Raw genomic sequence first — 24,316 nt, 5'->3', positions numbered from 1 at the left:
TGAAATATCCGGGCTAGGCCGCGCAGGTAGTTTTCTATGGCTTGCGCGCCCGTGGTTTCCAGATCAAAACCCTGTGGATCGAGCAGCCACAGGTTGATCAGCCCGTCCACCAGCATGTGCAGGCCCAGCGCGGCCGCGTGTGCGGGCATGGGCAGCGGGCGCTGGCGTGCTGCGGCCACGTGGCCCAACGCCCGCTCGGTCACGGCCACCATGCCCTGGAACACCGCCAGCCGCCGCTGCGCCAGCGCTTGCAGTTCTGGCGTGTATTCCACCTTGTGGGTGGCGATCTCGAACACACGCCGCGTCTGCGGGTCGTGCACGGTCTTGTGCAGCGCGGCCCGCATCAGCTGGCACATGCGCTGCAGGCTGTCCTCGCCGTTGGATTGTGCGGCGCTGCTGGAGGCGGCCTGCAGCACCTCTTCCAGCGGCAGCGTCACGCGCTCCATCATGGCGTCAAACAGGTCGGTCTTGTCCTTGAAGTGCCAGTAGATGGCGCCGCGCGTGGCCCCGGCCTCGGTGGCAATGTCGGCCAGCGAGGTGCGCGACACCCCCTGGCGCAAGAACACGGCCTCCGCCGCGTCGAGCAGTTTGTGCCGCGTCTGCAAGGCTTCGGCTTTGGTGCGTCGGGCCACACAATCTCCTCAGGTATGACATACATTCACAATTGTATGTATATTACGGGACTTGCGTCCCGATCGGCGTGCGCCTGCCATTTTCTCTTCTCGCTCTATTTATGAACCGTTCCAATTCTGCCGTGCGCCCGCGTGCGCTGGCGCTGCGTGTGTGGTGGGCCTTGCCCGCCGTTGTGGCCTTGACCGCCTGTGGCGGTGCCGACCAGCCCGCTGGCCCCGGGGGTGCCATGCCGCCGCCCCAGGTGGGGGTGGTCACGGTGCAGCCGGGCGACGTGGGCCTGGTCAATGAATTGCCAGGGCGGCTGGAGGCCTCGCGCGTGGCGCAGGTGCGCGCCCGTGCGGCGGGCATCTTGCAAGAACGTTTGTTTGACGAAGGGGCCGATGTGAAGGCGGGGCAGGCCTTGTTCCGCATCGATGCCGCACCTTACGACGCGGCTTTGGCCAGTGCCCAGGCGCAACTGGCCAAGGCCCAGGCCAATGTGGCCCAAGCCCACGCCTTGCTGGAGCGTTACCGTCCGTTGTTGGCCGACAAAGCCATCAGCCAACAAGAATTTACCAACGCCGATGCCGCCCACAAGCAGGCCCTGGCCGATGTAGGCTTGGCCCGCGCGGCGGTGCAGACCGCCACCATCAACCGGGGTTACGCCAACGTGACCGCACCGATTGCAGGCCGCATAGGCCGCGCGCTGGTGACGGAAGGTGCGCTGGTGGGCCAAGGGGAACCGACCCCGCTGGCGCTGGTGCAACAAATCGACCCAATGTACGTCAACTTTACCCAGCCCGCCAGCGAGGCGCTCAAGCTGCGCCGTTCGCTGGAATCGGGCCAGCTCAAGCGCGGTGGCGCGGCCCAGATCAAGGTGGTGCTGGAAGATGGCACCGAACATCCGCACCCCGGCAAGCTGCTGTTCACCGATCTGACGGTGGACAGCACCAGCGGCCAGGTCACGCTGCGCGCGGCGGTGCCCAACCCCGGTGGCAGGCTGTTGCCGGGCTTGTACGTGCGGGTCAAGCTGGAGCAGGCCCAGGCCAGTAACGCCATTTTGCTGCCGCAGCAGGCCGTGACGCGCACGCCGCAGGGCGATACCGCGCTGGTGGTGGCCAGCGATGGCAAGTTTGCGCCGCGTCCGCTCAAGATCACGGGCCAGCAGAACGGCCAGTGGGTTGTGGTGGATGGCCTCCAGGCTGGCGAGCAGGTGATGGTGGATGGCTTCCAGAAGCTGCGCGGTGCCACCGTGGTCAAGCCGGTGCCGTGGCAGCCGCAGGCGGCTGGAGCTGCGCCAGCTGCTGCCGCAGCTCCGGCAGACGCCAAGGCAGCTCCTGCCGGTGACAAGGCCGCTTCCGTCACCAAGCAAGGGAACTGAGCATGGCCAAGTTCTTTATTGAGCGCCCCATTTTTGCGTGGGTGGTGGCGCTGTTCGTGATGGTGCTGGGCGCGCTGTCTATCACCCAGTTGCCCATTGCGCAATACCCCACCGTGGCCCCGCCCGCGATTGTGGTATCGGCCACCTACCCTGGCGCGGCGGCGCAGACGCTGGAAGACAGTGTGCTGTCCGTCATCGAGCGCGAGATGAACGGCTCGCCGGGGCTGATCTACATGGAGTCGGTGGCGCAAGCCAACGGCACGGGCACGCTCACGTTGACTTTCGAGACTGGCACCAACCCGGAGTTGGCGCAGGTGGACGTGCAAAACCGCCTCTCGCGCGCCGCGCCGCGCCTGCCCTCGGCGGTGACGCAGCAGGGCGTGCGGGTGGACAAGTCGCGCAGCAACTTTTTGCTGTTTGCCATGCTGTCGTCCGACAACCCGGCCTGGGACCCTGTGGCGCTGGGCGACTACGCCTCGCGCAACGTGGTGCCTGAACTGCAACGTGTGGCCGGTATCGGCCAAGTGCAATTGTTTGGCAGCGAGCGCGCCATGCGGGTCTGGATCGACCCGGCCAAGCTGCTGGGCTACAACCTGAGCGCGGCGGACGTGAACGCCGCCATCCGCGCGCAAAACGCGCAGGTGTCGGCGGGTGAGATTGGCAGCCTGCCCAACGTGGCTGGGCAGAGCATTGCCGCCACCGTGGTGGTGGATGGCCAACTGGCCAGCGTGGAACAGTTTGGCCGCATTGTGCTGCGCGCCAACCCTGACGGCTCCACCGTGCGCCTGAAGGACGTGGCCCGCATCGAGCTGGGCGGGCAGCTCTACGCCACCAGCGCGCGCCTTAACGGCAAGCCCGCTGCCGGCATGGGCGTGCAGCTGGCCCCCAGTGGCAACGCGCTGGCCGCTGCCGACGCGGTGCGCGCCAAGATGCAGGAGCTGGAACGCTACTTCCCCGAGGGCGTGAAGTGGACGATTCCGTACGACAGCTCGCGCTTTGTCAAGATTTCCATCGAGCAGGTCGTCAAGACGCTGGTGGAGGCGGTGGCGCTGGTGTTCCTGGTGATGTTCGTGTTCCTGCAGAACTGGCGCTACACCCTGATTCCGACCATTGTGGTGCCGGTGGCGCTGCTGGGCACCTTTGCCGCGCTGCTGGCGCTGGGCTTTTCCATCAACGTGCTGACCATGTTTGGCATGGTGCTGGTGATCGGCATTGTGGTGGACGACGCGATTGTGGTGGTCGAAAACGTCGAGCGCATCATGAGCGAGGAAGGACTCTCGCCGCGCGAGGCCACGCGCAAGGCGATGGGGCAGATCTCGGGTGCGATTGTGGGCATCACCGTGGTGCTGATCTCGGTGTTTGTACCGCTGGCGTTCTTCAGCGGTTCGGTGGGCAACATCTACCGCCAGTTTGCGGCGGTGATGGGGGTGTCGATCGCGTTCTCGGCCTTCTTTGCCCTGTCGCTCACGCCCGCGTTGTGCGCCACGCTGCTGCAGCCGGTGCAGGCCGGGCACCACCACGAGAAGTCCGGCTTCTTTGGCTGGTTCAACCGCAGCTTTGCCCGCAGCGCCAAGGGCTACGAGGGCTGGTTGGCCAAGCTGTTGCCGCGCGCGGGCCGTTCGCTGCTGGTGTACGTGGCCATCATCGGCGTGGCGGGTGTGGTGTATATGCGCTTGCCTACGTCCTTCCTGCCCAACGAGGACCAGGGCAACCTGCTGGTGAACGTGCAGCTGCCGCCCGGCGCCACGCAAGAGCGCACCCGCGCCGTGATGGAGCAGGTGGAAGGCTTCATGCTCCAGCAGCCCGAGGTGCAGAGCATGGTGGGCGTGTTGGGCTTCAGCTTCAGTGGCCAGGGGCAAAATGCCGGTCTGGCTTTTGTGACGCTGAAGGACTGGAGCGAACGCACCGGCCCCGGCCAGTCGGCGGAAGCCGTGGCCGGGCGGGCGTTTGGCGCGCTGATGGGCGTGCGCGATGCGTTCATCTTCCCGCTCAGCCCGCCGCCGATTCCGGAGCTGGGCTCGTCGTCGGGCTTCAGCCTGCGCCTGCAAGACCGCGCCGGGCTGGGCCGCGAGACGTTGCTGGCCGCACGCAACCAGCTGTTGGGCATGGCGTCCAAGAACCCCGTGTTGGCCCAAGTGCGCCCGGACGGGCTGGAAGACGCACCGCAGTTGCAAATCGACATCGACCGCGACAAGGCCCAAGCCCTGGGCGTGGGGTTTGACGCCATCAACAGTGTGATCTCCACCGCGCTGGGTTCGAGCTACATCAACGACTTCCCCAACGCGGGCCGCTTGCAGCGCGTGGTGGTGCAGGCCGATGCCCCGGCGCGCATGCAGCCCGAGGATGTGCTCAAGCTGCATGTGCTCAACAGCAAGGGCCAGACCGTGCAACTGGGTGCGTTTGCCACCACGCGCTGGATCAGCGGTGCCATGCAGACGGTGCGTTACAACGGTTATTCGTCGATGCGCATCAGCGGTGGTGCGGCGCCGGGTTACAGCACCGGCGCGGCCATGGCCGAGATCGAGAAGATCGTGGCCCAGTTGCCGCAAGGCATAGGTTACGAGTGGACGGGCCAGTCGCGTGAAGAAAAACTCGCCGGTTCGCAGGCCATGATCGTGTACGCTTTTGCCATTCTGGCGGTGTTCCTGTGCTTGGCCGCGCTGTACGAGAGCTGGACGATTCCGTTTGCCGTGATTTTGGTGGTGCCGCTGGGGGTGCTGGGGGTGCTGCTGGGCACGTGGTTGCGCAACTACGCCAACGACGTGTACTTCCAGGTCGGGCTCATCACCATCATCGGTTTGTCGGCCAAGAACGCCATTTTGATCATCGAGTTTGCCAAGGACTTGCAGGCCGAGGGCAAGAGCATTGTGGCAGCGGCGCTGGAGGCGGCGCACTTGCGTTTCCGCCCCATCATCATGACCTCACTGGCGTTTACGCTGGGGGTGTTGCCGCTGGCGCTGGCTTCTGGCGCAGGTTCGGCCAGTCAGCGTGCCATTGGCACGGGGGTGATTGGTGGCATGATCACTGGCACGGTGCTGGCGGTGGTGTTGGTGCCAGTGTTTTTTGTGGTGGTGCGCACCTTGTTCAAGGATAGCGCACGCCAGCTGCCCGTCCACCACCAGCAAGCCGAACACCTGGGTTTGCACCCGCACGACAAAGCCTGAGGAACTGCCAACATGACCCCCATTTCACTCTCCCCGGTTGGTGCTGACGTGGCCGCCGACTCCGGCCCGCTGCGGGCCCGGCCCCGCTGGCGCACGGGTGCGGCGCTGGCCGCCTCGGCGTGGTTGGCCGCTTGCTCGCAGCTGCCCACCTACCAGCGCCCCGAGGTGGCCCTGCCCAGCGCCTGGCCCGTGCAAGCCAGTGCCACCCCGGCGGCCGACGGCACCGCCGCCACCGAGCCGCTGGCGTGGCAGGATTTTGTGCGCGAACTCACCCTCAAAGCGTTGATCGAGCAAGCACTGGTCAACAACCGCGATCTGCGCGTGGCCGCGCTGCAGATTGAGCAGGCGCGCGCGCAGTACCAGATCCGCCAGGCCGACCGCTGGCCCACCGTCAACGCGGGCGTCACCGGCAGCCGCCAGACGGCTGGCGAGGACGAACCGATCAAGTCCACCTACACCGCTGGCTTGCTGGTCAGCGGCTGGGAGGCGGACTTGTTTGGCCGTATCGCCAGCCTGAAGGAAGCGGCGCTGGCGCAGTTTCTGGCCAGCGAGGAAACGCGCAAGGCGCTGCAGACCAGTCTGGTGGGCTCGGTGGCCAGCACGTGGCTGAGTTTGCAGGCCAACGAGGCCCAGCTGGAACTCACGCGCCAGACCCTGGCCAGCCGCGAGGAAGGTTTGCGCCTGATCCGGCTGCGCCACGAGCACGGCGCGGCGTCGGCGCTGGACTTGCGCGCCGCCGAATCGCTGGCCGCCACGGCGCGTGCCACGCTGGCCCAGCAGCAACGCCTGCGCCAGCTGGACGTCAACGCGCTGGCGCTGCTGGTGGGGCAACCGCTGGACCAGGCCCTGCAACCTGCGGCCCGGCCCGAAGCGGTGGCCACCACCGAAGCGCAGGCCGTGCGCGCGCTGGCCGAGGTGCCGGTGGGTTTGCCGTCGCAAGTGCTGCTGCAACGCCCCGATGTGCGCGCTGCCGAGCAGCAGCTGGTGGCCGCCAACGCCCAGATTGGCGCGGCCCGGGCGGCGTTTTTCCCGCGCATCTCGCTCACCGCCAGCATGGGATCGGCCAGCAGCGAGCTGTCGGGTCTGTTCAAGAGCGGCACCTGGGGCTGGACGCTGGCGCCGCAGGCGCTGCTGCCCATCTTTGATGCCGGGCGCAACCAGGCCGGTCTCGCATCGGCGCAAGCGGGGCAGCAGGTGGCGCTGGCGCAGTACGAAAAAGCGATCCAGACCGCGTTCCGCGAGGTCAACGATGCGCTGGCGGGCCAGGCCACGCTGGCCGACCAGTTGCAGGCCCAGCAGCAGCTGGCCCAGGCCGAGGCGCAACGCCTGCGCCTGTCGGAGCTGCGCCTGAAACAAGGTGTGGCCAGCCAGCTGGAGCTGCTGGACGCCCAGCGCAGCGTGTTTGCGGCCCAGCAGACGCTGCTGCAAACCCGGCTGGCGCTGGCGCAGAACCGGGTCGCGCTGTTCAAGGCCCTGGGCGGCGGCTGGCGCTGACGTGTGCTGCCCGGATGTCCCCGAAGGCAGCCGGGCAGTTGCTTGAGGCCGTGAGGCCAAATCAGAGTGCCATGTGGGTGCCGGGCGGTGGCATCGCAGTGCCTCCAGTTTCGTGACCGGCGTTGGCTTTTTCCTCTTCGCACGGGCAGGTGTCGGGCAGGTCGTAGAACCGTTTGATGCCCTCCCAGGCCGCTTCCGGCTCGTCCACGTAGCGGAACAACGCCAGATCCTCGGCGGAGATGGCGCCTTCTTCCACCAGCACGTCAAAGTTGATGAGCCGCTTCCAGTAGTCGCTGCCGAACAGGAAGATCGGCACCGGCTTGGCCTTCTTGCACTGCACCAGCGTCAGTACCTCGAACAGCTCGTCGAGCGTGCCAAAGCCGCCCGGAAACGCCACCAGCGCCTTGGCCCGCATCATGAAGTGCATCTTACGCACTGCAAAGTAATGGAATTTGAAGTTGAGTTCCGGACTGATGTAGGGGTTGGGGCTTTGCTCGTGTGGCAGCAGAATGTTGAGCCCCACGTTGAGCACGCCCTTGTCGTGCGCGCCCCGGTTGGCGGCTTCCATCACGCCGGGGCCGCCGCCGGTGGCAATGTAGAGCTGGTCCTTCTTGGGACAGGTCAGGCTGTACTCGGCCACCAGTTGCGCAAAGCGGCGCGCCTTGTCGTAGTAGTGCGCGTTGCGCACCAGGCGCTGTGCCTGCCGGATGGCCACCGGTTCGTCCTGCGCCTGGGCCTGGGCCAGCAGTTGTTCGGCCTGGCTGGCCTCGCGGAAGCGCGCGCTGCCAAACACCACGATGGTGTTCTCGATGCCGTGCGCCTGGTGCTCCAGGTCGGGCTTGAGCAGTTCGAGTTGCATGCGGATGCCGCGCGACTCGCGCCGCAGCAGGAACTCGTTGTCGGCAAAGGCGAGCCGGTAGGCGTCGGGCTGCAGGCGCGGGCGCTGGCCGGCCTCGTCGGCCATCAGGTGCATCTCCACCACCGCGTCGGCCAGGCGGCGCGCTTGCAGGTCGTGGGTGTGGTTGTCGCTGGGGTTGTGGTTCATGGGGCGCAGCTTAACGGTGGCACATGACAGCATTTTGGCGAAAAAAAAGCTCCCAGTCGGGAGCTTTTTGTAACCGTGTGGCCATGCGGCTTAGACGCGCTTGCGGTATTCGCCGGTGCGGGTGTCGATCTCGATCTTGTCGCCCTGGTCCACGAACAGCGGCACCGGCACTTCAAAGCCGGTGGCGATCTTGGCGGGCTTGAGCACCTTGCCGGACGTGTCGCCCTTGACGGCGGGTTCGGTCCAGGTGATTTCACGCACCACGGTGGTGGGCAGTTCGACCGAGATGGCCTTGCCGTCGTAGAACACCACTTCCACGGTCATGCCGTCTTCGAGGTAGTTGAGCGAGTCGCCCATGTTCTCGGCCTCGACTTCGTACTGGTTGTAGTCGGTGTCCATGCAGACGTACATCGGGTCGGCGAAGTAGGAGTAGGTGCACTCTTTCTTTTCCAGAATCACGTTGTCGATCTTGTCGTCGGCCTTGAACACGACTTCGGTGCCGAAATTGCCGATCAGGCTCTTGAGCTTCATGCGCACGGTGGCCGCGCCACGGCCGCCACGGGCGTATTCGGTCTTGAGGACGACCATCGGTCTTTGCCGTGCATGATGACGTTGCCGGCGCGGATTTCTTGAGCGATTTTCATGGTGTTTGGGTAAAAGTACCGCTGTGGCAGCGCGCCAGCAGGGGGCACGCGGCGGCAAGGGGTAGGGTGTGAAAAACCTCGAATTTTACCTTTTTTGGGTGACGAGCCGCAACAGTTGCGTCACCAGATCGTCCTGCACCAGCAGCCGCTGGCGTGCCGTTTGCGCGCATGCTGTCCAGCTTGGCAGGTCGATGTCGGGCAGCGGGCCGGGCCGCACACCGTTCCAGACGTGGTGAAACGCGCGCAGGCTGGGCGGGGCTTGCAGCCAGTCCAGAAAGGCGTCGAGCTTGGCGTGGTGCGCGTTGTCGTCCTGCGGGTAGATGTGCCAGACGAAGGGCTGGCCCGCCCACAGCGCGCGCACCAGCGAGTCCTCGCCGCGCACGAAGTTGACATCACAGGCCCACAGCAGTTCATCGAACGCCGGTTGCGGCACGTGGGCCAGGGCGTGCTGCTGCACGGTGGCCACTTGCGCCAAGCGGGTGCAGGCTTGCTGCATGGCCGCCTGTGCCCGGCCCGGCGCCACCAGCCAGTGCGCGTGCGCCAGCGCGGGCAGTTGCAGCGCCTGCGCCAGCGCGGCGGGTTCGTAGCAGAACAACGACACCGCCAGCGCCCCTGCCGCTATGCCATGCCCTGCACGCCACGCACCCCGGTCGAACGCCGCCTGCCGCGCCAGCAAGTCGGGTTCACGCAACAGGCCACCGGTGTCGGGCGTGAAGCCGGGGTAGAAGAACCATTTGCTGCGCCCACGCAGCGGCCCGTTCATCACCGGCGAGGCCAGGCCGTGGCAGCGCGCCACGTAGCTTTCGGCGCTCAGGTACTCCAGATTCAGCCACACGCGCTGGCGTCCGCTGGCATGGGTGTCGGGGTGCAAGCGCGCCACCCATGCCGGGGCGATCTCGCAGCCAAAGGCTTCCACCAGCACATCACCCGGTGGCATGTCGGGCGGCGGGGCGTGGGCGTCGGTGCGCGGCCAGAGGTGGACGCTCACGCCCGCCACACCGCCTGCGCGCGCGCCGGGGGCCATCCAGTCCAGCGGGGCGGGGTCGTCCACCCACAGCCGCACCTGTTGCCCGCGCTGCGCCAGCTGTGCCGCCAGCCGCCAGCACACACCCAGGTCGCCCCAGTTGTCGATGACGTGGCAGAACACGTCCCACACCCGCGCGGGCGGGGTGGCGTGGGCGGCGGGGCTGGAGGTAGCGGGCAAGGCGGGCATGGGTGGGGCGTGCGGTGGTGGCGTGGGCTGGCATTGTGCCGCAGCGGCATAAAATCAATTGCCACTTTTGGCTGTTGTCTTGCCGTTACCGTTTATGTCCACCTCCCGCGCCATGCAGTCCCTGGCCATTGCCCCCAGCGGGGCGCCCTTGAGCAAGGAGCAAAAAAGCTTCAACCAGCTGCTCAACAAGATCGAGACCCAGCGCAAGCTGCTGCAGGAGTGGGAGGACGCCACCGTTTCCTTCCGCCAGAAGTACGCCACCGAGCTCAAGCCGCTGGCCCAGCAGTGCAGTGAGCTGCGCGTGCGCTTCATCCACCTGCTGCACGGCATGCACCCGCAAAAGGGCCTGACGCGGCGCGACCGCGAAGACCTGTCCGAGCTGATTGCCCAGCTGGCCGAAGGCGAAATGCTGCAAGCTGGCGACGATGCGGAGCTGAAAGCGATTTTCGAGTTCCACGCCGACATGGAACCGGGCGAGCTGGACGCCTCCGACCGTCAGGGCTTCGAGAGCTTCAAGGCCATGTTCGAGGCCGAGTTTGGCGTGCCGCTGGACGACAGCATCCACATTGATTCGACCTTTCAGGAATTGCAGCAGGTCATGGCCCGTGCCATGGCCGACAAGCTGGCCGCCGAAGGTGCAGCCCAGCCCGATGCCGACACCGCTGGCGCTGCCCACCAGCAGCCCAAGCCGCGCAAGAAGTCCGCCAAGACCCTGGCCAAAGAGGCAGCCAAAGCCCAAGAAGAGCAGCAGATCAGCCTGTCCATCCGCGAGGTGTACCGCAAGCTGGCCAGCGCGCTGCACCCCGACCGCGAGCCCGACCCTGCCGAGCGCGAACGCAAGACCGCGCTCATGCAGCGCGTCAACGACGCCTACGCCAACAAGAACCTGCTGCAACTGCTGGAGCTGCAACTGGAGCTGGAACATATCGACGCCGCACACCTGGCCAATCTGGCCCCCGAGCGCCTGCGCCACTACACCCAGATCCTGAAAGAACAGCTCAAGGAGCTCAAGGACGAGGTGGCCTTCCGCGAAATGGACTTCGAGATGCAGTTTGGCCCCCACACCACGGGCCGCTGGACGCCCAAGAAAATCCGCCCCTGGCTGCAATACGAGCTGGCGCTGGCGCGCCAAGGTATCCAGGAACTCAAGCACCTGCTGGTGGCGTGCCAGGACGTGAAACAGCTCAAGGCCTTCCTCAAGACAACCATCTCTTGATGGGCGACGCTGGCGCTGGTCGCCGCTGCCCGTCGTTGGCTCAGGCTCAGGCCGGGGAGTGCGTCTTGAGCCAGTCCCGCAGCGCCGCGTTCATGCGGGTTTGCCAGCCCGTGCCGGTGGCCTTGAAGGCCTCAATCACGTCCACGTCGTAGCGCACCGTCAAGGCCTGCTTGGTCTGGCTGGCCTTGGGCCGTCCTCGGCGCACCAGTTTGTCGCCCACATACTCGTCGGCGGCCTCAAAAAACGCATCGGACAGCTCCGGCGCGTCGTCAGGATCCACCCAGGCGGTGGCCGAATTTGGCTTGTTCACGTTCGTTTGCCTTTCTCATGCTGATGATGCGGCGTGCCTCGCCGCGCGGTGTCCACACCATGACCACCATGCGGCTATCCAGTGTGCCTGCGGTGATGTAGCGTGGCTCGCTGTAGTCTTCGCGCTGGTCTTGTGCCGTGAAGTGCCGACCTGCAAAGACCTCCGCTGCCCGTGCGAAATCCAGCCCCCGCTCGGCCAGTGTCTTGTTGCGCTTGTCTGGGTCGAATTCGATGTCCATGAATTTTATTGTAACTACATAAATGTGAGCGCGGTCTTTCGCTACCATCCCACTCCATGACCCCCGAACAATTCATCGCCACCTGGAAAAACAACCCGCTCACCGAGCGCGCCGGCGCACAGGCCCACTTTGACGACTTGTGCGACCTGCTGGGCGTGCCCAAACCGCGCGACCCCGACAACTACTGTTTTGAGCGCGGAGCCAAAAAAACCGGCGGTGGTGATGGTTGGGCCGACGTGTGGAAGCGCGGCCACTTTGGTTGGGAAAACAAAAAGCCGGGGCGCGACCTCAACGCCGCGCTCAAGCAACTGACCGACTACGCGCTGCAACTGGACAACCCGCCGCTGCTGGTGGTGTGCGACCGCGAGCGCATCGTCATCCACACCGCCTTCACGGGCTACCCGGATGAACCGCGCGAAATCCGCATCGACGAACTGGCCGACCCCCACAAGCGCCAGTGGCTGCGCTGGGTGTTCACCGACCCGCTCAAGCTGCGGCCCGAAAAATCCAACGCCGCCATCACCGCCGAAGCCGCTGGCCGTTTTGCCCAGATGGCCGATGCCATGCGCCGCCGGGGGCTGGACGGGCAGGCGGTCGCACATTTTCTGGTGCAGTGCCTGTTTTGCATGTTTGCCGAAGACGAACAACTGCTGCCCGACAGCATCTTCACCAACTTGCTGACCAACGTCCGCAGCGACCCGGCCAAGGCCACGCGCCGTATCGAAAAACTCTTCATTGCCATGCAAAAGCGCGGGGGCGAGTACGGCGACTTTGACATCCCGTGGTTCAACGGCGGCTTGTTCAAGACCATTGCCGTGCCCGCCCTGACGCTGGCCGACGTGCAGGCGCTGCACCAGTCGTCGGCGGGCATGGACTGGCGTGCGATTGACCCCACCATCTTCGGCACCCTGTTCGAGCGCGGCCTCGACCCCGCCGCCCGTGCGCCTTTGGGTGCGCACTACACCGACACCAGCACCATTGCCAAACTCATCACGCCGCTGGTGACGGAACCCCTGAGCCGCGAATGGCAGGCCGTGTACGCCCAGATGGCCGAGTTGGCCCCCAAATTTTCTACGCTGGCCGCACGCGGCAAGGGCAAGACCCGCCCCAACGACGCGCTCAAAAAGGCGCAAGAGCTGTTTTACGCCTTCTTGCAGCGGCTCAACCAGTTCCGCGTGCTGGACCCCGCTTGCGGATCGGGCAACTTTTTGTATTTGGCGCTGGAGGCGCTGCGCAACATCGAAAAACGCGCCCACCTGGAGGCGACGGAGCTGGGCCTGCCCGCCGAGCTGACCATGCAGACCGGCCCGCACAACATTTTGGGGCTGGAAATCAACGAATTTGCCGCCGAACTGGCGCGCGTTACCGTCTGGATTGGCGACATCCAGTGGTGCCGCCGCAACGGCTACCCGCACGCCATCGACCCCATCCTGAAACCGCTGGACGGCATTGCCCACCGCGACGCACTGCTCAACCCCGACGGCACGGAATCCGCTTGGCCCGCTGCGGACGTGATTGTGGGCAACCCGCCGTTTTTGGGCGACCGCAAAATGATTCGGGAACTGGGCGAGGATTACACCAACCGTCTGCGCAAACTCTACGCCAACCGCGTTCCGGGTGGGGCCGACTTGGTGTGTTATTGGTTCCACAAGGCCCAGCAGCAGATTTTGGCGGGCAAACTGCAACGTGCAGGGCTGGTGTCCACCAACAGCATTCGTGGCGGCGCGAACCGCAAGGTGCTGGATGACATTGCGGAGACACTCGCGATTGTCAATGCGTGGAGTGATCAGCCTTGGGTCAACGATGGCGCAGCGGTGCGGGTTTCGCTGATCGCGTTTGCCAAGCCTGTCGCAGACGAGCCGATTTTCTTGGATGGACAGCAGGTTCACCGCATCAATGCCGACTTGACCGCTGCCACCAGTGCAGACAACCACCTCGACTTGACGCAGGCCGTGCGTTTGCCAGAAAACGCAAACGCCTCGTTTATCGGTACGCAGAAGAACGGCCCCTTCGATATTCCCGGTGATACGGCCCGTGCGTGGCTGCTTTTGCCCAACCCGAACAGCAAGCCGAACAGCGAAGTGGTGCGCCCGTGGGCCAATGGCCTGGACGTGACTCGCCGCCCGTCAGACACTTGGGTGGTGGATTTCAACAAGATGAGCGAAGCCGAAGCCTCCTTGTTTGAACTGCCGTTCGAGCATGTGCAAACCCACGTCAAGCCGACCCGTTTGGAGGTGCGAAGGGACTGGCACCGTACCCATTGGTGGTGTTTTGGCGATCCACGCCCAGCACTCAAGAAATCGGTCAAGGGCCTGGGGCGCTTTATTGCCACTGCAATGGTGGCCAAACACCGGATGTTTGTTTGGATGCACGAGAAGCAGATACCAGAAAACCTGTGTGTTGTCATCGCTCGTGCCGACGACACCACCTTCGGCACCCTCCATTCCCGTTTCCACGAACTCTGGTCGCTGCGCATGTGTACGTGGCTCGGTGTGGGCAACGACCCGCGCTACACCCCCACCACCTGCTTTGAAACCTTCCCGTTCCCCGCTGGCCTGACCCCGCGCGACACCCAAGAAGGCTGGGGGCCAGACGGCCCGCCCGCTGGCGCTGTTGAGCACGCCCACGCCCAACAGATCGCCCAAGCCGCCCGCCACCTGCACCAACTGCGCGACAACTGGCTCAATCCGCCCGAGTGGGTCGAATGGGTCATCACGCCGCAGGAGCAACAGGCCGGCTTCCCCGCCCGCCCCGTGGCCAAACCCGGCTTTGAGGCCGACCTGAAAAAACGCACCCTCACCAACCTCTACAACGCCCGCCCAGCGTGGTTGACGATGGCCCATCAGGCGCTGGACAAAGCCGTCGCCGCCGCCTACGGCTGGCCCGACTACACCCCCGCCACGCCCGACGACGACATCCTCAAGCGTCTGCTGGCGCTGAACCTCGAACGCGGCCACGCCGCTGCGCCTTCTACCACCGTCGCTGGGGTCAAAAACCATGATTGAATTCGTGAGCATCACCAACTTCAAGTCGCTCGCCGAGGTTCACATCCCGCTGGGCCAGTTCAACTGCTTGGTGGGCATGAACGGTGCGGGCAAAAGCACGGTGTTGCAGGCGCTGGATTTTCTGTCGCAGCTCATGCGCGGTGATGTGTCTGGCTGGCTGGAGCGCCGCCAGTGGAAAGCCAGCGATTTGAATTGCAAGCTGCGCAAGGGGCGTAATATCAGTTTGCGGGTGGACTTTCGTACCAGCACTGGCGCGTTGTTGCAATGGAGTGGGATATTTAATCGAAATGAATTAATATGCCATTATGAATATTTTAAGTATTTGGAATCAAATAAAAATAGTGTCCATATTCACTTTCCGTTGCGCTTAAACGGGGATGAGTTTTCTCTTGGGGATGGGCCTAAGCAGCACATTGCCTTTGCCTATGAGGGTTCTATCCTGTCTGCGCTAAAGGACGCTGAACTGTCCGAACCGTTGCTGGAATTGCGTAACGCCTTGCGCAGCGTGCGTTCGCTGGAGTTGCTCTCGCCCCACCTGTTGCGCAAGACCGCCCGCGCCAGCGAGCACGACATCGGTGCCGGGGGCGAAAAGCTTTCCGCCTACCTCGACAACATCAAGGGCGAAGCCAAGACCCGGCTGGTGGCGTTGCTGCAAAAGTTCTACCCGGCGCTGGCCGATTTCAAAATTACCTCGCAGCGTTCGGGCTGGAAAAAGCTCTCCGTGTTTGAACAGTTTGGCGAGCAGCGGCTGGAAACCGAAGCCTTGCACCTCAACGATGGCTTGTTGCGCATTCTGGCCGTGTTGACGCAGGCCGATGCGGGCCGTTCCATGCTGTTGTTGGACGAACTGGAAAACGGCATCAACCAAGAAATGGTGGAAACGCTGGTGGACACCCTGTTGCAAAGCCCGCAGCAACTGCTCGTCACCACCCACAGCCCGTTGCTGCTGAATTACCTGCCCGACGATGTGGCCCGCCGCGCGGTGCTGCTGGCGTACAAGACCCCAGCGGGCGAAACCCGTATCCGGCGCTTTTTTGACGTGCCGCGCATGGCAACCAAACTGCAAGGCATGGGGCCGGGCGATGCGTTTGTGGACACCGATCTCAAGCTGCTGACACAGGAGTGCATGGCGCTGGACCGTCAGGAGGAAGAGGCCAGCGGTGCCAAGGGGGCGGCATGAAGCTGCTCATCAGCGGTGAAGGCCCCTCTGACCTGGGCGCGTGCAACAACGCGCAGGGCCAATGCGAGGGTGAGGACTTCAACCCCGGCCCGATGGCGGTCTGGCTGGCACGGTTGTGGCAGGAGCGGCTGCACTACAACTTGCTGGAAACGCCCGGTGCGGTGGTGTATGTGAGCGAAACCGCCCTCAACCAGCGCGCCAAGCTCAATGCAGCGGGCAAGCGCATGCAGCCCTTGCGCGGCAAAAAGCAGGCGATGGAAACCGGGTTGTATTTCAACAACGCCTTGCATTTGGGCTTGCTGGCGCTGGAGTTGGCCGCGCAAGATGGTACGCCGGTCATGGCGGTGCTGTTCCGCGATGCCGATGGCACCCGCAGCGCACCGGGTCAGCAGTGGCAAACCAAGTGGAGCAGCATGGAAAGCGGGTTTGCCGCCGCCGCGTTCGAGGGCGGTGTGCCCATGCTGCCCAAGCCCAAATCGGAAGCGTGGTTGTTGTGCGCCACGCAAACCGGGCGGCATTCCCACGCGCGGCTGGAGGACATTTCGGGCAACGACGACTCGCCGCAATCGGCCAAGGCGCAATTGGAAGATTTTTTTGGCAGCCGCCAGAGTGCGGCTCAACTGGCCGATTGGTGCAGCGATCACCCCACCGACTGGGAGGCACTGCGTACCCTGCCCAGCTTCGAGGCTTTTTTTCAGCGGTTCGAGGCGGTGGCAGACACCATTGCCCCCAAAGGGAGGGCACGATGACGACGAACACCGCCAGCCACCCGCCCGAACTCCTGCAAGCCGTGGCCGCCTTGCCTGCTTTGCCGGGGGTGTACCGCTACTTTGCCGCCGATGGCGGTTTGCTCTATGTGGGCAAGGCGCGCGACCTCAAGCGGCGCGTGTCCAGCTATTTCCAGAAGAACCACGACGGCACCCGCATCGGGCACATGGTCGGCAAGATCGTGCGGCTCGAAACCACGGTGGTGCGCTCCGAGGCCGAGGCGCTGCTGCTGGAAAACAACCTCATCAAGACGCTGCACCCGCGCTACAACATCCTGTTCCGCGACGACAAAAGCTACCCCTACCTGCGCCTGAGCGCGGGCGAGTGGCCCCGCATCAGCTACTACCGGGGCGCGGTGGAGAAAAAACACCAGTACTTCGGCCCTTACCCCAGTGCGTGGGCGGTCAAAGAGGCGGTGCAGTTGCTGCAAAAGGTGTTTAGGCTGCGCACGTGCGAGGACAGCGTGTTCAACCACCGCAGCCGCCCGTGCCTGCTGTACCAGATCAAACGCTGCTCCGGCCCGTGTGTCGATCTCATCAGCCCCGCCGACTACGCCACCGACGTGCGCCAGGCGGCGGCCTTTTTGCGCGGCGACAGCCCCACCGTGCTGACCGAGCTGGAAACCCGCATGCTGGCCCACGCCGAGCGGCTGGAGTTCGAGCGCGCAGCCGAAGTGCGCAACCAGATCAGCGCGCTGTCGCAGGTGTGGCAGCAACAGGCGATGGACAACACGGGCGACCAGGACGTGGACATTCTGGCGGTGCAAGTGCAGGGCGGGCGCGCCTGTGTCAATTTGGCGATGGTGCGCGGCGGGCGGCATCTGGGCGACCGGGCGTATTTTCCGGCGCAGGTCGAAGATGGTGCCACACTGGCCAATCTTGACACCCCGCCGGTGCCGGTGGCACAGCGCGTGCTGGAGGCCTTCATGGCGCAACACTACACCCAGTCGGCCCCGCCGCCGGTGCTGGTGTTGGGTGCGCCGGTCGATGCCGCCTTGCTGGCGCTGCTGGGCGAGCAAAGCGGCATGAAGCTCCACCCGGTGTTCCACCCGCGCGAACACCGCCGGTCGTGGCTGGAGATGGCCCAGCACAACGCCAGCTTGCAACTGGCGCGCCTGCTGGCGGAGGAAGGCTCGCAACAGGCGCGTACCCGTGCCTTGGCGCAGGCGCTCGATCTGCCCGACGACGCGCTGGAGCAACTGCGCATTGAGTGTTTCGACATCTCGCACACCGCTGGCGAGGCCACGGTGGCCTCCTGCGTGGTGTTTGAGGGCCACAAGATGCAAAGCGCGCAATACCGGCGCTACAACATCGACGGCATCACCCCCGGCGACGACTACGCCGCCATGCGCCAAGTGCTGCAACGCCGCTATGGCAAGTTGGCGCAGGCCGATACCACCGCTGGCGCTGGTGCCCGTTGGCCGGATGTGGTGCTGATCGACGGCGGCCAAGGCCAGGTCAACGTGGCGCGCGAGGTGTTCGAGGCGCTGGGCTTGGGGCTGGAACGCTTGGTGGGGGTGGAAAAAGGCGAGGGCCGCAAAGTGGGGCTGGAGGAACTGGTGTTTGCCGATGGCCGCGACAAGGTGTACCTCGGGGCCGACTCCGCCGCGCTGATGTTGGTGGCGCAGATCCGCGACGAGGCGCACCGCTTTGCCATCACCGGCATGCGGGCGCGCCGTGCCCAGGCCCGCACTGGCGGCAGCCGTCTGGAGGACATTGCCGGCATCGGCCCCAAAAAACGTGCCCGCTTGCTGCAACGCTTTGGCAGCGTGCGCGGTGTGGCCAACGCCAGCGTGGCCGATTTGTGCAGCATCGAAGGCATTTCCAGCGAACTGGCCGAGGCCATTTACCGCGCCTTGCACTGAGCCCGGCCTTAAAATCAGGGCTATTTTTTCCTCCCTCCCACTTCAGGCCACACCGTGACCCAGCACATCACCCAGTTTGAAGGCAGCAATGCCATCAGCGCGTTCCGCGTCCAGCAGCTCTTGCCCCGTTTGCAAGCTATTCACGACCGTATCGACGCGATCTTTGCCCGCTACGTGCATCTGGTGGCTTCGGATACCGACCCCAGCGAATCCGATCGCGCCAAACTGGCGGCACTGCTGACGTATGGCGAGCCGTATCTGGAAGAGGGTTGCAACAGCACCAGCGTCCGGGTGGTGGTCACGCCGCGTTTTGGCACTGTGTCGCCCTGGGCTTCCAAGGCCACCGACATCGCGCACAACTGTGGCCTCAGCGTCCACCGCGTTGAGCGCCTGGTCGAGTACCACATCCGGCTCAAGGACCATCTGACCGACATCTTCAGCGGCAAGCCCACGCTCACCGCCGAGCAATGGCAGCAAGTGGCCGCGCTGCTGCACGACCGCATGACGGAAAACGCCGTCGCCAGCCGCGCCGACGCCCACCACCTGTTCAACGAGCTGACCCCGGCCGCGATGGCGCACGTGGACGTGCTGGCCGGTGGCCGTGCCGCGTTGGAACAAGCCAACCGCGACTGGGGGCTGGCGCTGGCCGACGACGAGATCGACTACCTCGTCAACGCTTTCACAGGCTTGGGCCGCAACCCCACCGACGTGGAACTGATGATGTTCGCGCAGGCCAACAGCGAACACTGCCGCCACAAGATCTTCAACGCCGAGTTCACCATCGACGGCGTGGCGCAAGACAAGAGCCTGTTTGCCATGATCCGCAACACGCACCAGCTGGCCCCCCAGCACACGGTGGTGGCGTACTCCGACAACGCCTCGGTAATGGAAGGCAACCCGATTGAACGCTTTGTGGCCAAGGCCGCTGGCGCTGCCAGCCCGGCCTACACCAAGGAACAGGCGTTGCAACACGTGCTGATGAAGGTGGAAACCCACAACCACCCGACCGCCATCTCGCCGTTCCCCGGTGCCTCGACTGGCGCGGGCGGTGAAATACGCGACGAAGGTGCCACCGGGCGCGGCTCCAAGCCCAAGGCGGGCATGACCGGCTTTACCGTGTCCAAACTCTGGGGCGGCTGGTCGGATCAACCCGGTGGCAAGCCTGAGCACATTGCCAGCCCGTTGCAGATCATGACCGAAGGCCCACTGGGTGGCGCGGCTTTCAACAACGAATTTGGTCGTCCCAACTTGGTGGGTTACTTCCGCGAGTACGAGCAGACCATCACCAGCGACGTGGACACCGTGCAGCGCGGCTACCACAAGCCCATCATGATCGCGGGCGGCTTGGGCGGTATTGACGCGCAACAGACGAAGAAAATCGAATTCCCGGCGGGTACGCTGCTGATCCAGTTGGGCGGCCCCGGCATGCGCATTGGCATGGGCGGTGGCGCGGCCAGTTCCATGGCCACTGGCGTGAACGCGGCCAATCTGGACTTTGACTCGGTGCAACGTGGCAACCCCGAAATCGAGCGCCGCGCCCAGGAAGTCATCAACCACTGCTGGCAGCAAGGCGCGGCCAACCCCATTCTGGCCATCCATGATGTGGGTGCGGGCGGCTTGTCCAACGCCTTCCCCGAGCTGACCAACGACGCGGGCCGGGGCGCACGCTTCGATTTGCGTGCCGTGCCGCTGGAAGAGTCCGGCCTGTGCCCGAAGGAAATTTGGTCCAACGAAAGCCAAGAACGCTACGTGCTGGCGATTGCGCCCGAGTCGCTGGAGCAATTCCAGGCCTTCTGCGAACGCGAGCGTTGTCCGTTTGCCGTGGTGGGTGTCGCCACCGAAGAACGCCAACTGGTGCTGGAAGACCAGGGCGCTGAAAGCCCGGTCGATATGCCGATGGACGTGCTGCTGGGCAAACCGCCCAAAATGCACCGCAACGTGCAGCGCGTGCCGCGCAACGTGCCTGAGCTGGACGTGAGCGGCGTGGAACTGCAACAGGCCGTCATCAACGTGTTGAGCCACCCCACGGTGGCTTCCAAGCGCTTCCTTGTTACCATTGGCGACCGCGCCGTGGGCGGTTTGAGCCACCGCGACCAGATGGTTGGCCCGTGGCAAGTGCCGGTGGCCGACGTGGCGGTGACGCTGGCCGACTACCAAGGTTTTGCCGGTGAGGCCATGAGCATGGGCGAGCGCACGCCCTTGGCCGCCATTGACGCGCCCGCCTCGGGCCGCATGGCCGTGGCCGAAGCCATCACCAACCTGCTGGCCGCGCCCATTGAGCTGGAGCGCGTCAAGCTGAGCGCCAACTGGATGGCCGCTTGCGGCGAAGCCGGTGAAGATGCGGCGCTGTACGACACGGTCAAGACCGTGGGCATGGAATTGTGCCCGGCGCTGGGCATCAGCATTCCGGTGGGCAAGGACTCGCTGTCCATGCGTACCCAATGGCAGCACGACGGCCAGACCCAAAAAGTCACCTCTCCGGTCAGTCTGATCATTTCCGCCTTTGCCACCCTGAGCGATGTGCGCGGCACCTTGACCCCGCAGCTCAACGCGCAAGAGGACGACACCACGCTGGTGCTCATCGACTTGGGCAAGGGCGAAAAACGCATGGGCGGCTCCATCCTGGCGCAAACGCTCAACCAGCCCGGTGGTCGTGTGCCCGATTTGGACGACGCGCAAGACCTCAAGAACCTGGTCAACGCCGTCAACACCCTGCGCGCGCAGGGCCGCATCTTGGCCTACCACGACCGCAGCGACGGTGGCCTGCTGGCCACTGCCGCCGAGATGGCCTTTGCCGGCCACGTGGGCGTGAGCCTGAACGTGGACATGCTGGTAACCGAAGGCGACGGCATCAGCGACAGCCGCATGGACACGGGCGATGCCAAGAACTGGGCGCAGCAGGTCAGCGCCCGCCGTGAGGAACTGACCCTCAAGGCCCTGTTCAACGAAGAACTCGGTGTGGTGCTGCAAGTGCGCACCTCTGAGCGCAACGACGTGATGCAGACCCTGCGCGAGCACGGCCTGAGCGCGCACAGCCACTTCGTGGGCAAGACCCGCCCGCTGAGCTCCAGCATCGACGTGGGCAAGGGCGAACTGCAAGTGTGGCGCGATGCCAAGAAGCTGTTTGGTGCCACCCTGTTCGATTTGCACCAGGTGTGGGACAGCGTGAGCTGGAAAATCAACCAGCAGCGCGACAACCCGGCCTGTGCCGATGCCGAACACGCCGCCGCCGGTGTGCCCAACGACCCCGGCATGCACGTGGCCCTGACCTTCGACCCGGCGGACAACGTGGCCGCGCCGTTCCTCAACCTGTCGCGGCCCAAGGTGGCTATTTTGCGCGAGCAAGGGGTCAACTCACACGTTGAGATGGCCTACGCCTTCACCGAAGCCGGTTTTGAGGCCTACGACGTTCACATGACCGACCTGCAAACGGGCCGCGCCCAGTTGCAAGACTTCAAGGGCGTGGTGGCCTGTGGTGGTTTCAGCTACGGCGACACGCTGGGCGCTGGCATCGGCTGGGCACGCAGCATCACCTTCAACCCGGTGCTGTCCGAGCAATTTCAGGGCTTCTTTGCCCGTCAGGACACCTTCGGCCTGGGCGTGTGCAACGGCTGCCAGATGTTTGCCGAATTGGCCGACATCATCCCCGGCGCGCAGGACTGGCCGCGCTTCACCACCAACCAGAGCGAACGCTTTGAGGCCCGTCTGAGCATGGTGGAAGTGCTGGATTCGCCCAGCTTGTTCCTGCAAGGCATGGCGGGCAGCCGCTTGCCGATTGCGGTGGCGCACGGCGAAGGTTACGCCAACTTCAAGCACCGTGGCGATGCCACCAAGGCCATTGCCGCCATGCGCTACGTGGACAACTTCGGCCTGCCGACCGAGCAATACCCGTTCAACCCCAACGGCAGCGCCGGTGGCCTGACCAGCGTCACCACCGCCGACGGGCGCTTCACCGCCATGATGCCGCACCCCGAGCGTGTGTTCCGCAACATCCAGATGAGCTGGACGGACTACGCCCAAAGCGGCGGCATCGATGCGCTCAGCCCCTGGATGCGCATCTGGCGCAACGCCCGCAAGTGGGTGGGTTGATTTAGGGTCTAAATTTAGGGCCTAAAGCACAAGGGCTGGTGTTAACCAGCCCTTTTTTTGTGCCATTTGGGGGCAATCAGCCACCAGCCCAGCTGGCGCGCGGCGTTATGCCACGGTTGTGGTCTGTGCGGTGGGCCGCGTCTTGTAGAACTGCATCGGCACCGCCGGGGTCTGATTGAGCACACTGCGCTTGATCTTGCCCACCACGTGCATTTCGCACGGTTTGCAGTCAAAGCGCAAGGTCAGCTTTTCCTTGCCGTTGATGAGTTGCAGCGGCTCGGCGCGTACCGTGCCTTGCACGCCCGTCACGCCCTTGGCTTGCTTGGGGCACAGGCTCAAGGAGTAGCGCACGCAGTGCTTGGTGATCATCAGGCTGACTTCGCCTTCCTCTTCCTGGCTTTCGTAGGCGGCGGCTACCACCTGCACGCCGTGTTTGGCGTAGAAGTCGCGCGCCTTGTGGTTGTACACGTTGGCCAGGTAGCTCAGGGTGTCCTCGGGGTAGGGTGCTGGGGGCTCTACGGGCTGTGCGCGTGGCAGACGGGGCAGGGCAGCAGCACGGGCCGTTTCGAGCCCTTCCACCGCCTCGCGCCGCAGTTGGTTCAGCACCGATGCGGGCACAAACCACGGTTGCGACAGTTCGAGTGCAATGTCCAGCGGCTGGAACAAGGTGTCGCCCAATCGCCCCAGTTGTTCGCGCAGTTTGGTGTCGGCTTGACTGGGGTCTTTGGCGGCTTGCAGTACCACGCTCACACTGGCTTGCGCGCTGTGGCCGTCTTCGTCGGTCAGTTGCAGGGTCAAGCTGTTAGGGTTGTTTTCGTGCAATTTCATCCACACGCCCATGCGGCGTTCAGCGGATTTCTTTTCCAGTGTGCGCACCCATTCCATGCTGCGGTTGCGGTTGACTTCCACGCCCGCGCGCAAGTCCTTGAAGCCCGCCATCGGGTCTTTGGGGAAGATGCGCCAGCGGCCTTGGCCTTTGAGGGCTTCGACGCGGTTGGTTTGCAGGCCGACCAGCTCTTTGTGCAGGTCGTAATAGCACAGACCATCGCCGTTGTGCAGCACGGTGCTGGCGTCGTGCAGTTCCAATTCCACGCTGTCGGGGTGGACTTTGGTCACCCAGCCTATGGCTTGGCCGGGGTTTTTGGGGGAGTCAAACGCGCCAATGTCTTCCTTGCGGCCTTGCACAAAGTAGTCGGTGAATTCGCGGTTGAAGTTCTGGTTCGGGTCGGGCTGGAAGAAGAAGGTGCATTCGCCACTGGAAGCCCGCGCCAGTTCGGGGCGTTCTTCCAGGATTTCGTCCAGCAGCACGCGGTAGTGGGCGGTGATGTTTTTCACATAGCCCATGTCCTTGTAGCGGCCTTCGATCTTGAAGCTGCGCACGCCAGCGTCGATCAGCGCCCGCAGGTTGTCGCTCTGGTTGTTGTCCTTCATGCTCAGCACATGTTTGTCGTGTGCCACGATACGGCCTTGGCTGTCCTTGACTTCGTAGGGCAGGCGGCAGGCTTGGCTGCAATCGCCCCGGTTGGCGCTGCGCCCGGTGTGGGCGTGGCTGATGTAGCACTGGCCGCTGTACGCCACGCACAAAGCGCCGTGGACAAAGAATTCCAGGTTGCAGCGTGCCGGGTCGGTGGCGGCGCGGATGGCGGCGATCTGTGGCAGTGTCAGTTCACGCGCCAACACCATCTGGCTCAGGCCCACGTCTTGCAAAAAACGCGCTTTCTCTGGGCTGCGGATGTCGGTCTGCGTGCTGGCGTGCAGTTGGATCGGCGGCAAGTCCAGCTCCAGCAGCCCCATGTCCTGGACGATGAGCGCGTCGGCCCCTGCGTCGTACAGTTGGTGGATGAGCTTGCGGGCGGGTTCGAGTTCATCGTCGCGCAAGATGGTGTTGAGCGTCACGAAAACCCGGCTGTGGTAGCGGTGGGCGTGGCGCACCAGCCGGGCAATGTCCTGCACCGAGTTCTCCGCGCTGGCGCGGGCCCCAAACGAGGGGCCGCCGATGTAGATGGCATCGGCACCGTGGTTCACGGCTTCTATGCCGATGTCGGCATCGCGTGCGGGGGAGAGCAGTTCGAGTTGGTGGGGCAGCATGGGGT

15 protein-coding genes and 1 pseudogene are annotated in these 24,316 nt (G+C 64.6%); 9 read left to right on the top strand and 7 right to left on the bottom strand.

The window, feature by feature from the left end; all coding sequences use genetic code 11:
• The coding region (locus tag CON76_RS04465) for a TetR family transcriptional regulator (protein ID WP_101102157.1) at positions 1-632 on the bottom strand (632 nt) is incomplete at its 3' end.
• 101 nt (positions 633-733) lie between these two features.
• On the opposite strand from CON76_RS04465, the gene CON76_RS04460 reads away from it, so the two are divergent.
• Genes CON76_RS04460 through CON76_RS04450 form a run of 3 tightly spaced genes read left to right on the top strand, consistent with a single transcriptional unit; the run spans position 734 to position 6,651 of the window.
• Positions 734-1,993, top strand: a complete 1,260-nt coding sequence (locus tag CON76_RS04460; RefSeq protein WP_101102156.1) for an efflux RND transporter periplasmic adaptor subunit — start codon at positions 734-736, stop codon at positions 1,991-1,993.
• Between the two features lie 2 nt (positions 1,994-1,995).
• The gene (locus tag CON76_RS04455; protein WP_101102155.1) at positions 1,996-5,157 is read left to right on the top strand and encodes an efflux RND transporter permease subunit; all 3,162 of its coding nucleotides are present in this window, start codon (positions 1,996-1,998) and stop codon (positions 5,155-5,157) included.
• Between the two features lie 12 nt (positions 5,158-5,169).
• Positions 5,170-6,651 (top strand): efflux transporter outer membrane subunit, encoded by a 1,482-nt coding sequence (locus tag CON76_RS04450; protein WP_101102154.1) that lies wholly within the window; start codon positions 5,170-5,172, stop codon positions 6,649-6,651.
• A 61-nt stretch (positions 6,652-6,712) separates the two neighbouring features.
• Here the strand turns inward: CON76_RS04450 and CON76_RS04445 are convergent, their stop codons facing one another.
• The 3 genes and pseudogenes from CON76_RS04445 to earP form a co-directional block, all read right to left on the bottom strand.
• Complete coding sequence (locus CON76_RS04445) at positions 6,713-7,696, bottom strand: LOG family protein (protein ID WP_101102153.1); 984 nt, start codon at positions 7,694-7,696, stop codon at positions 6,713-6,715.
• Positions 7,697-7,786: 90 nt separating this feature from the next.
• Positions 7,787-8,340 (bottom strand): annotated as a pseudogene (efp, locus tag CON76_RS04440) (elongation factor P).
• 85 nt (positions 8,341-8,425) lie between these two features.
• Positions 8,426-9,553, bottom strand: a complete 1,128-nt coding sequence (gene earP / locus CON76_RS04435) for an elongation factor P maturation arginine rhamnosyltransferase EarP (RefSeq protein WP_101102152.1) — start codon at positions 9,551-9,553, stop codon at positions 8,426-8,428.
• 94 nt (positions 9,554-9,647) lie between these two features.
• Between earP and CON76_RS04430 the strand changes: the two genes are divergently transcribed.
• The gene (locus tag CON76_RS04430) at positions 9,648-10,769 is read left to right on the top strand and encodes a J domain-containing protein (protein WP_101102151.1); all 1,122 of its coding nucleotides are present in this window, start codon (positions 9,648-9,650) and stop codon (positions 10,767-10,769) included.
• A gap of 46 nt (positions 10,770-10,815) precedes the next feature.
• Here CON76_RS04430 and CON76_RS04425 read toward each other — a convergent pair whose 3' ends face one another.
• Positions 10,816-11,025: a BrnA antitoxin family protein gene (locus CON76_RS04425; RefSeq protein WP_420812906.1), complete on the bottom strand. Its 210-nt coding sequence runs from the start codon at positions 11,023-11,025 to the stop codon at positions 10,816-10,818.
• Between the two features lie 13 nt (positions 11,026-11,038).
• Positions 11,039-11,317, bottom strand: a complete 279-nt coding sequence (locus CON76_RS04420; protein WP_101102149.1) for a BrnT family toxin — start codon at positions 11,315-11,317, stop codon at positions 11,039-11,041.
• Between the two features lie 56 nt (positions 11,318-11,373).
• Here CON76_RS04420 and CON76_RS04415 point away from each other — a divergent pair, with 56 nt between their 5' ends.
• The 5 genes from CON76_RS04415 to purL are packed head-to-tail and all read left to right on the top strand — an operon-like array spanning position 11,374 to position 22,223.
• Positions 11,374-14,322 (top strand): class I SAM-dependent DNA methyltransferase, encoded by a 2,949-nt coding sequence (locus tag CON76_RS04415; RefSeq protein WP_101102148.1) that lies wholly within the window; start codon positions 11,374-11,376, stop codon positions 14,320-14,322.
• On the top strand, positions 14,315-15,502 hold the full coding sequence (locus CON76_RS04410; RefSeq protein WP_101102147.1) for an AAA family ATPase: 1,188 nt from the start codon (positions 14,315-14,317) through the stop codon (positions 15,500-15,502). The genes CON76_RS04415 and CON76_RS04410 overlap by 8 nt, the downstream gene beginning before the upstream one ends.
• Complete coding sequence (locus CON76_RS04405; protein ID WP_101102146.1) at positions 15,499-16,251, top strand: hypothetical protein; 753 nt, start codon at positions 15,499-15,501, stop codon at positions 16,249-16,251. Before CON76_RS04410 ends, CON76_RS04405 begins: the two co-directional genes overlap by 4 nt.
• Complete coding sequence (gene uvrC, locus CON76_RS04400) at positions 16,248-18,134, top strand: excinuclease ABC subunit UvrC (protein ID WP_101102145.1); 1,887 nt, start codon at positions 16,248-16,250, stop codon at positions 18,132-18,134. The genes CON76_RS04405 and uvrC overlap by 4 nt, the downstream gene beginning before the upstream one ends.
• Positions 18,135-18,188: 54 nt before the next feature.
• Positions 18,189-22,223 (top strand): phosphoribosylformylglycinamidine synthase, encoded by a 4,035-nt coding sequence (gene purL, locus CON76_RS04395; protein WP_101102144.1) that lies wholly within the window; start codon positions 18,189-18,191, stop codon positions 22,221-22,223.
• A 105-nt stretch (positions 22,224-22,328) separates the two neighbouring features.
• Here purL and CON76_RS04390 read toward each other — a convergent pair whose 3' ends face one another.
• A complete protein-coding gene (locus CON76_RS04390) occupies positions 22,329-24,311 on the bottom strand; it encodes a peptidase U32 family protein (RefSeq protein ID WP_101102143.1) in 1,983 nt (660 codons plus the stop codon).
• Positions 24,312-24,316 lie beyond the last annotated feature (5 nt).

Origin of the sequence: Macromonas bipunctata (genome assembly GCF_002837135.1) — a bacterium.
Taxonomy (GTDB): Bacteria; Pseudomonadota; Gammaproteobacteria; order Burkholderiales; family Burkholderiaceae_C; genus Macromonas_A; species Macromonas_A bipunctata.
Note: the sequence above shows the minus strand (reverse complement) of the source record. Positions and strands in the feature narration are given on the sequence as shown.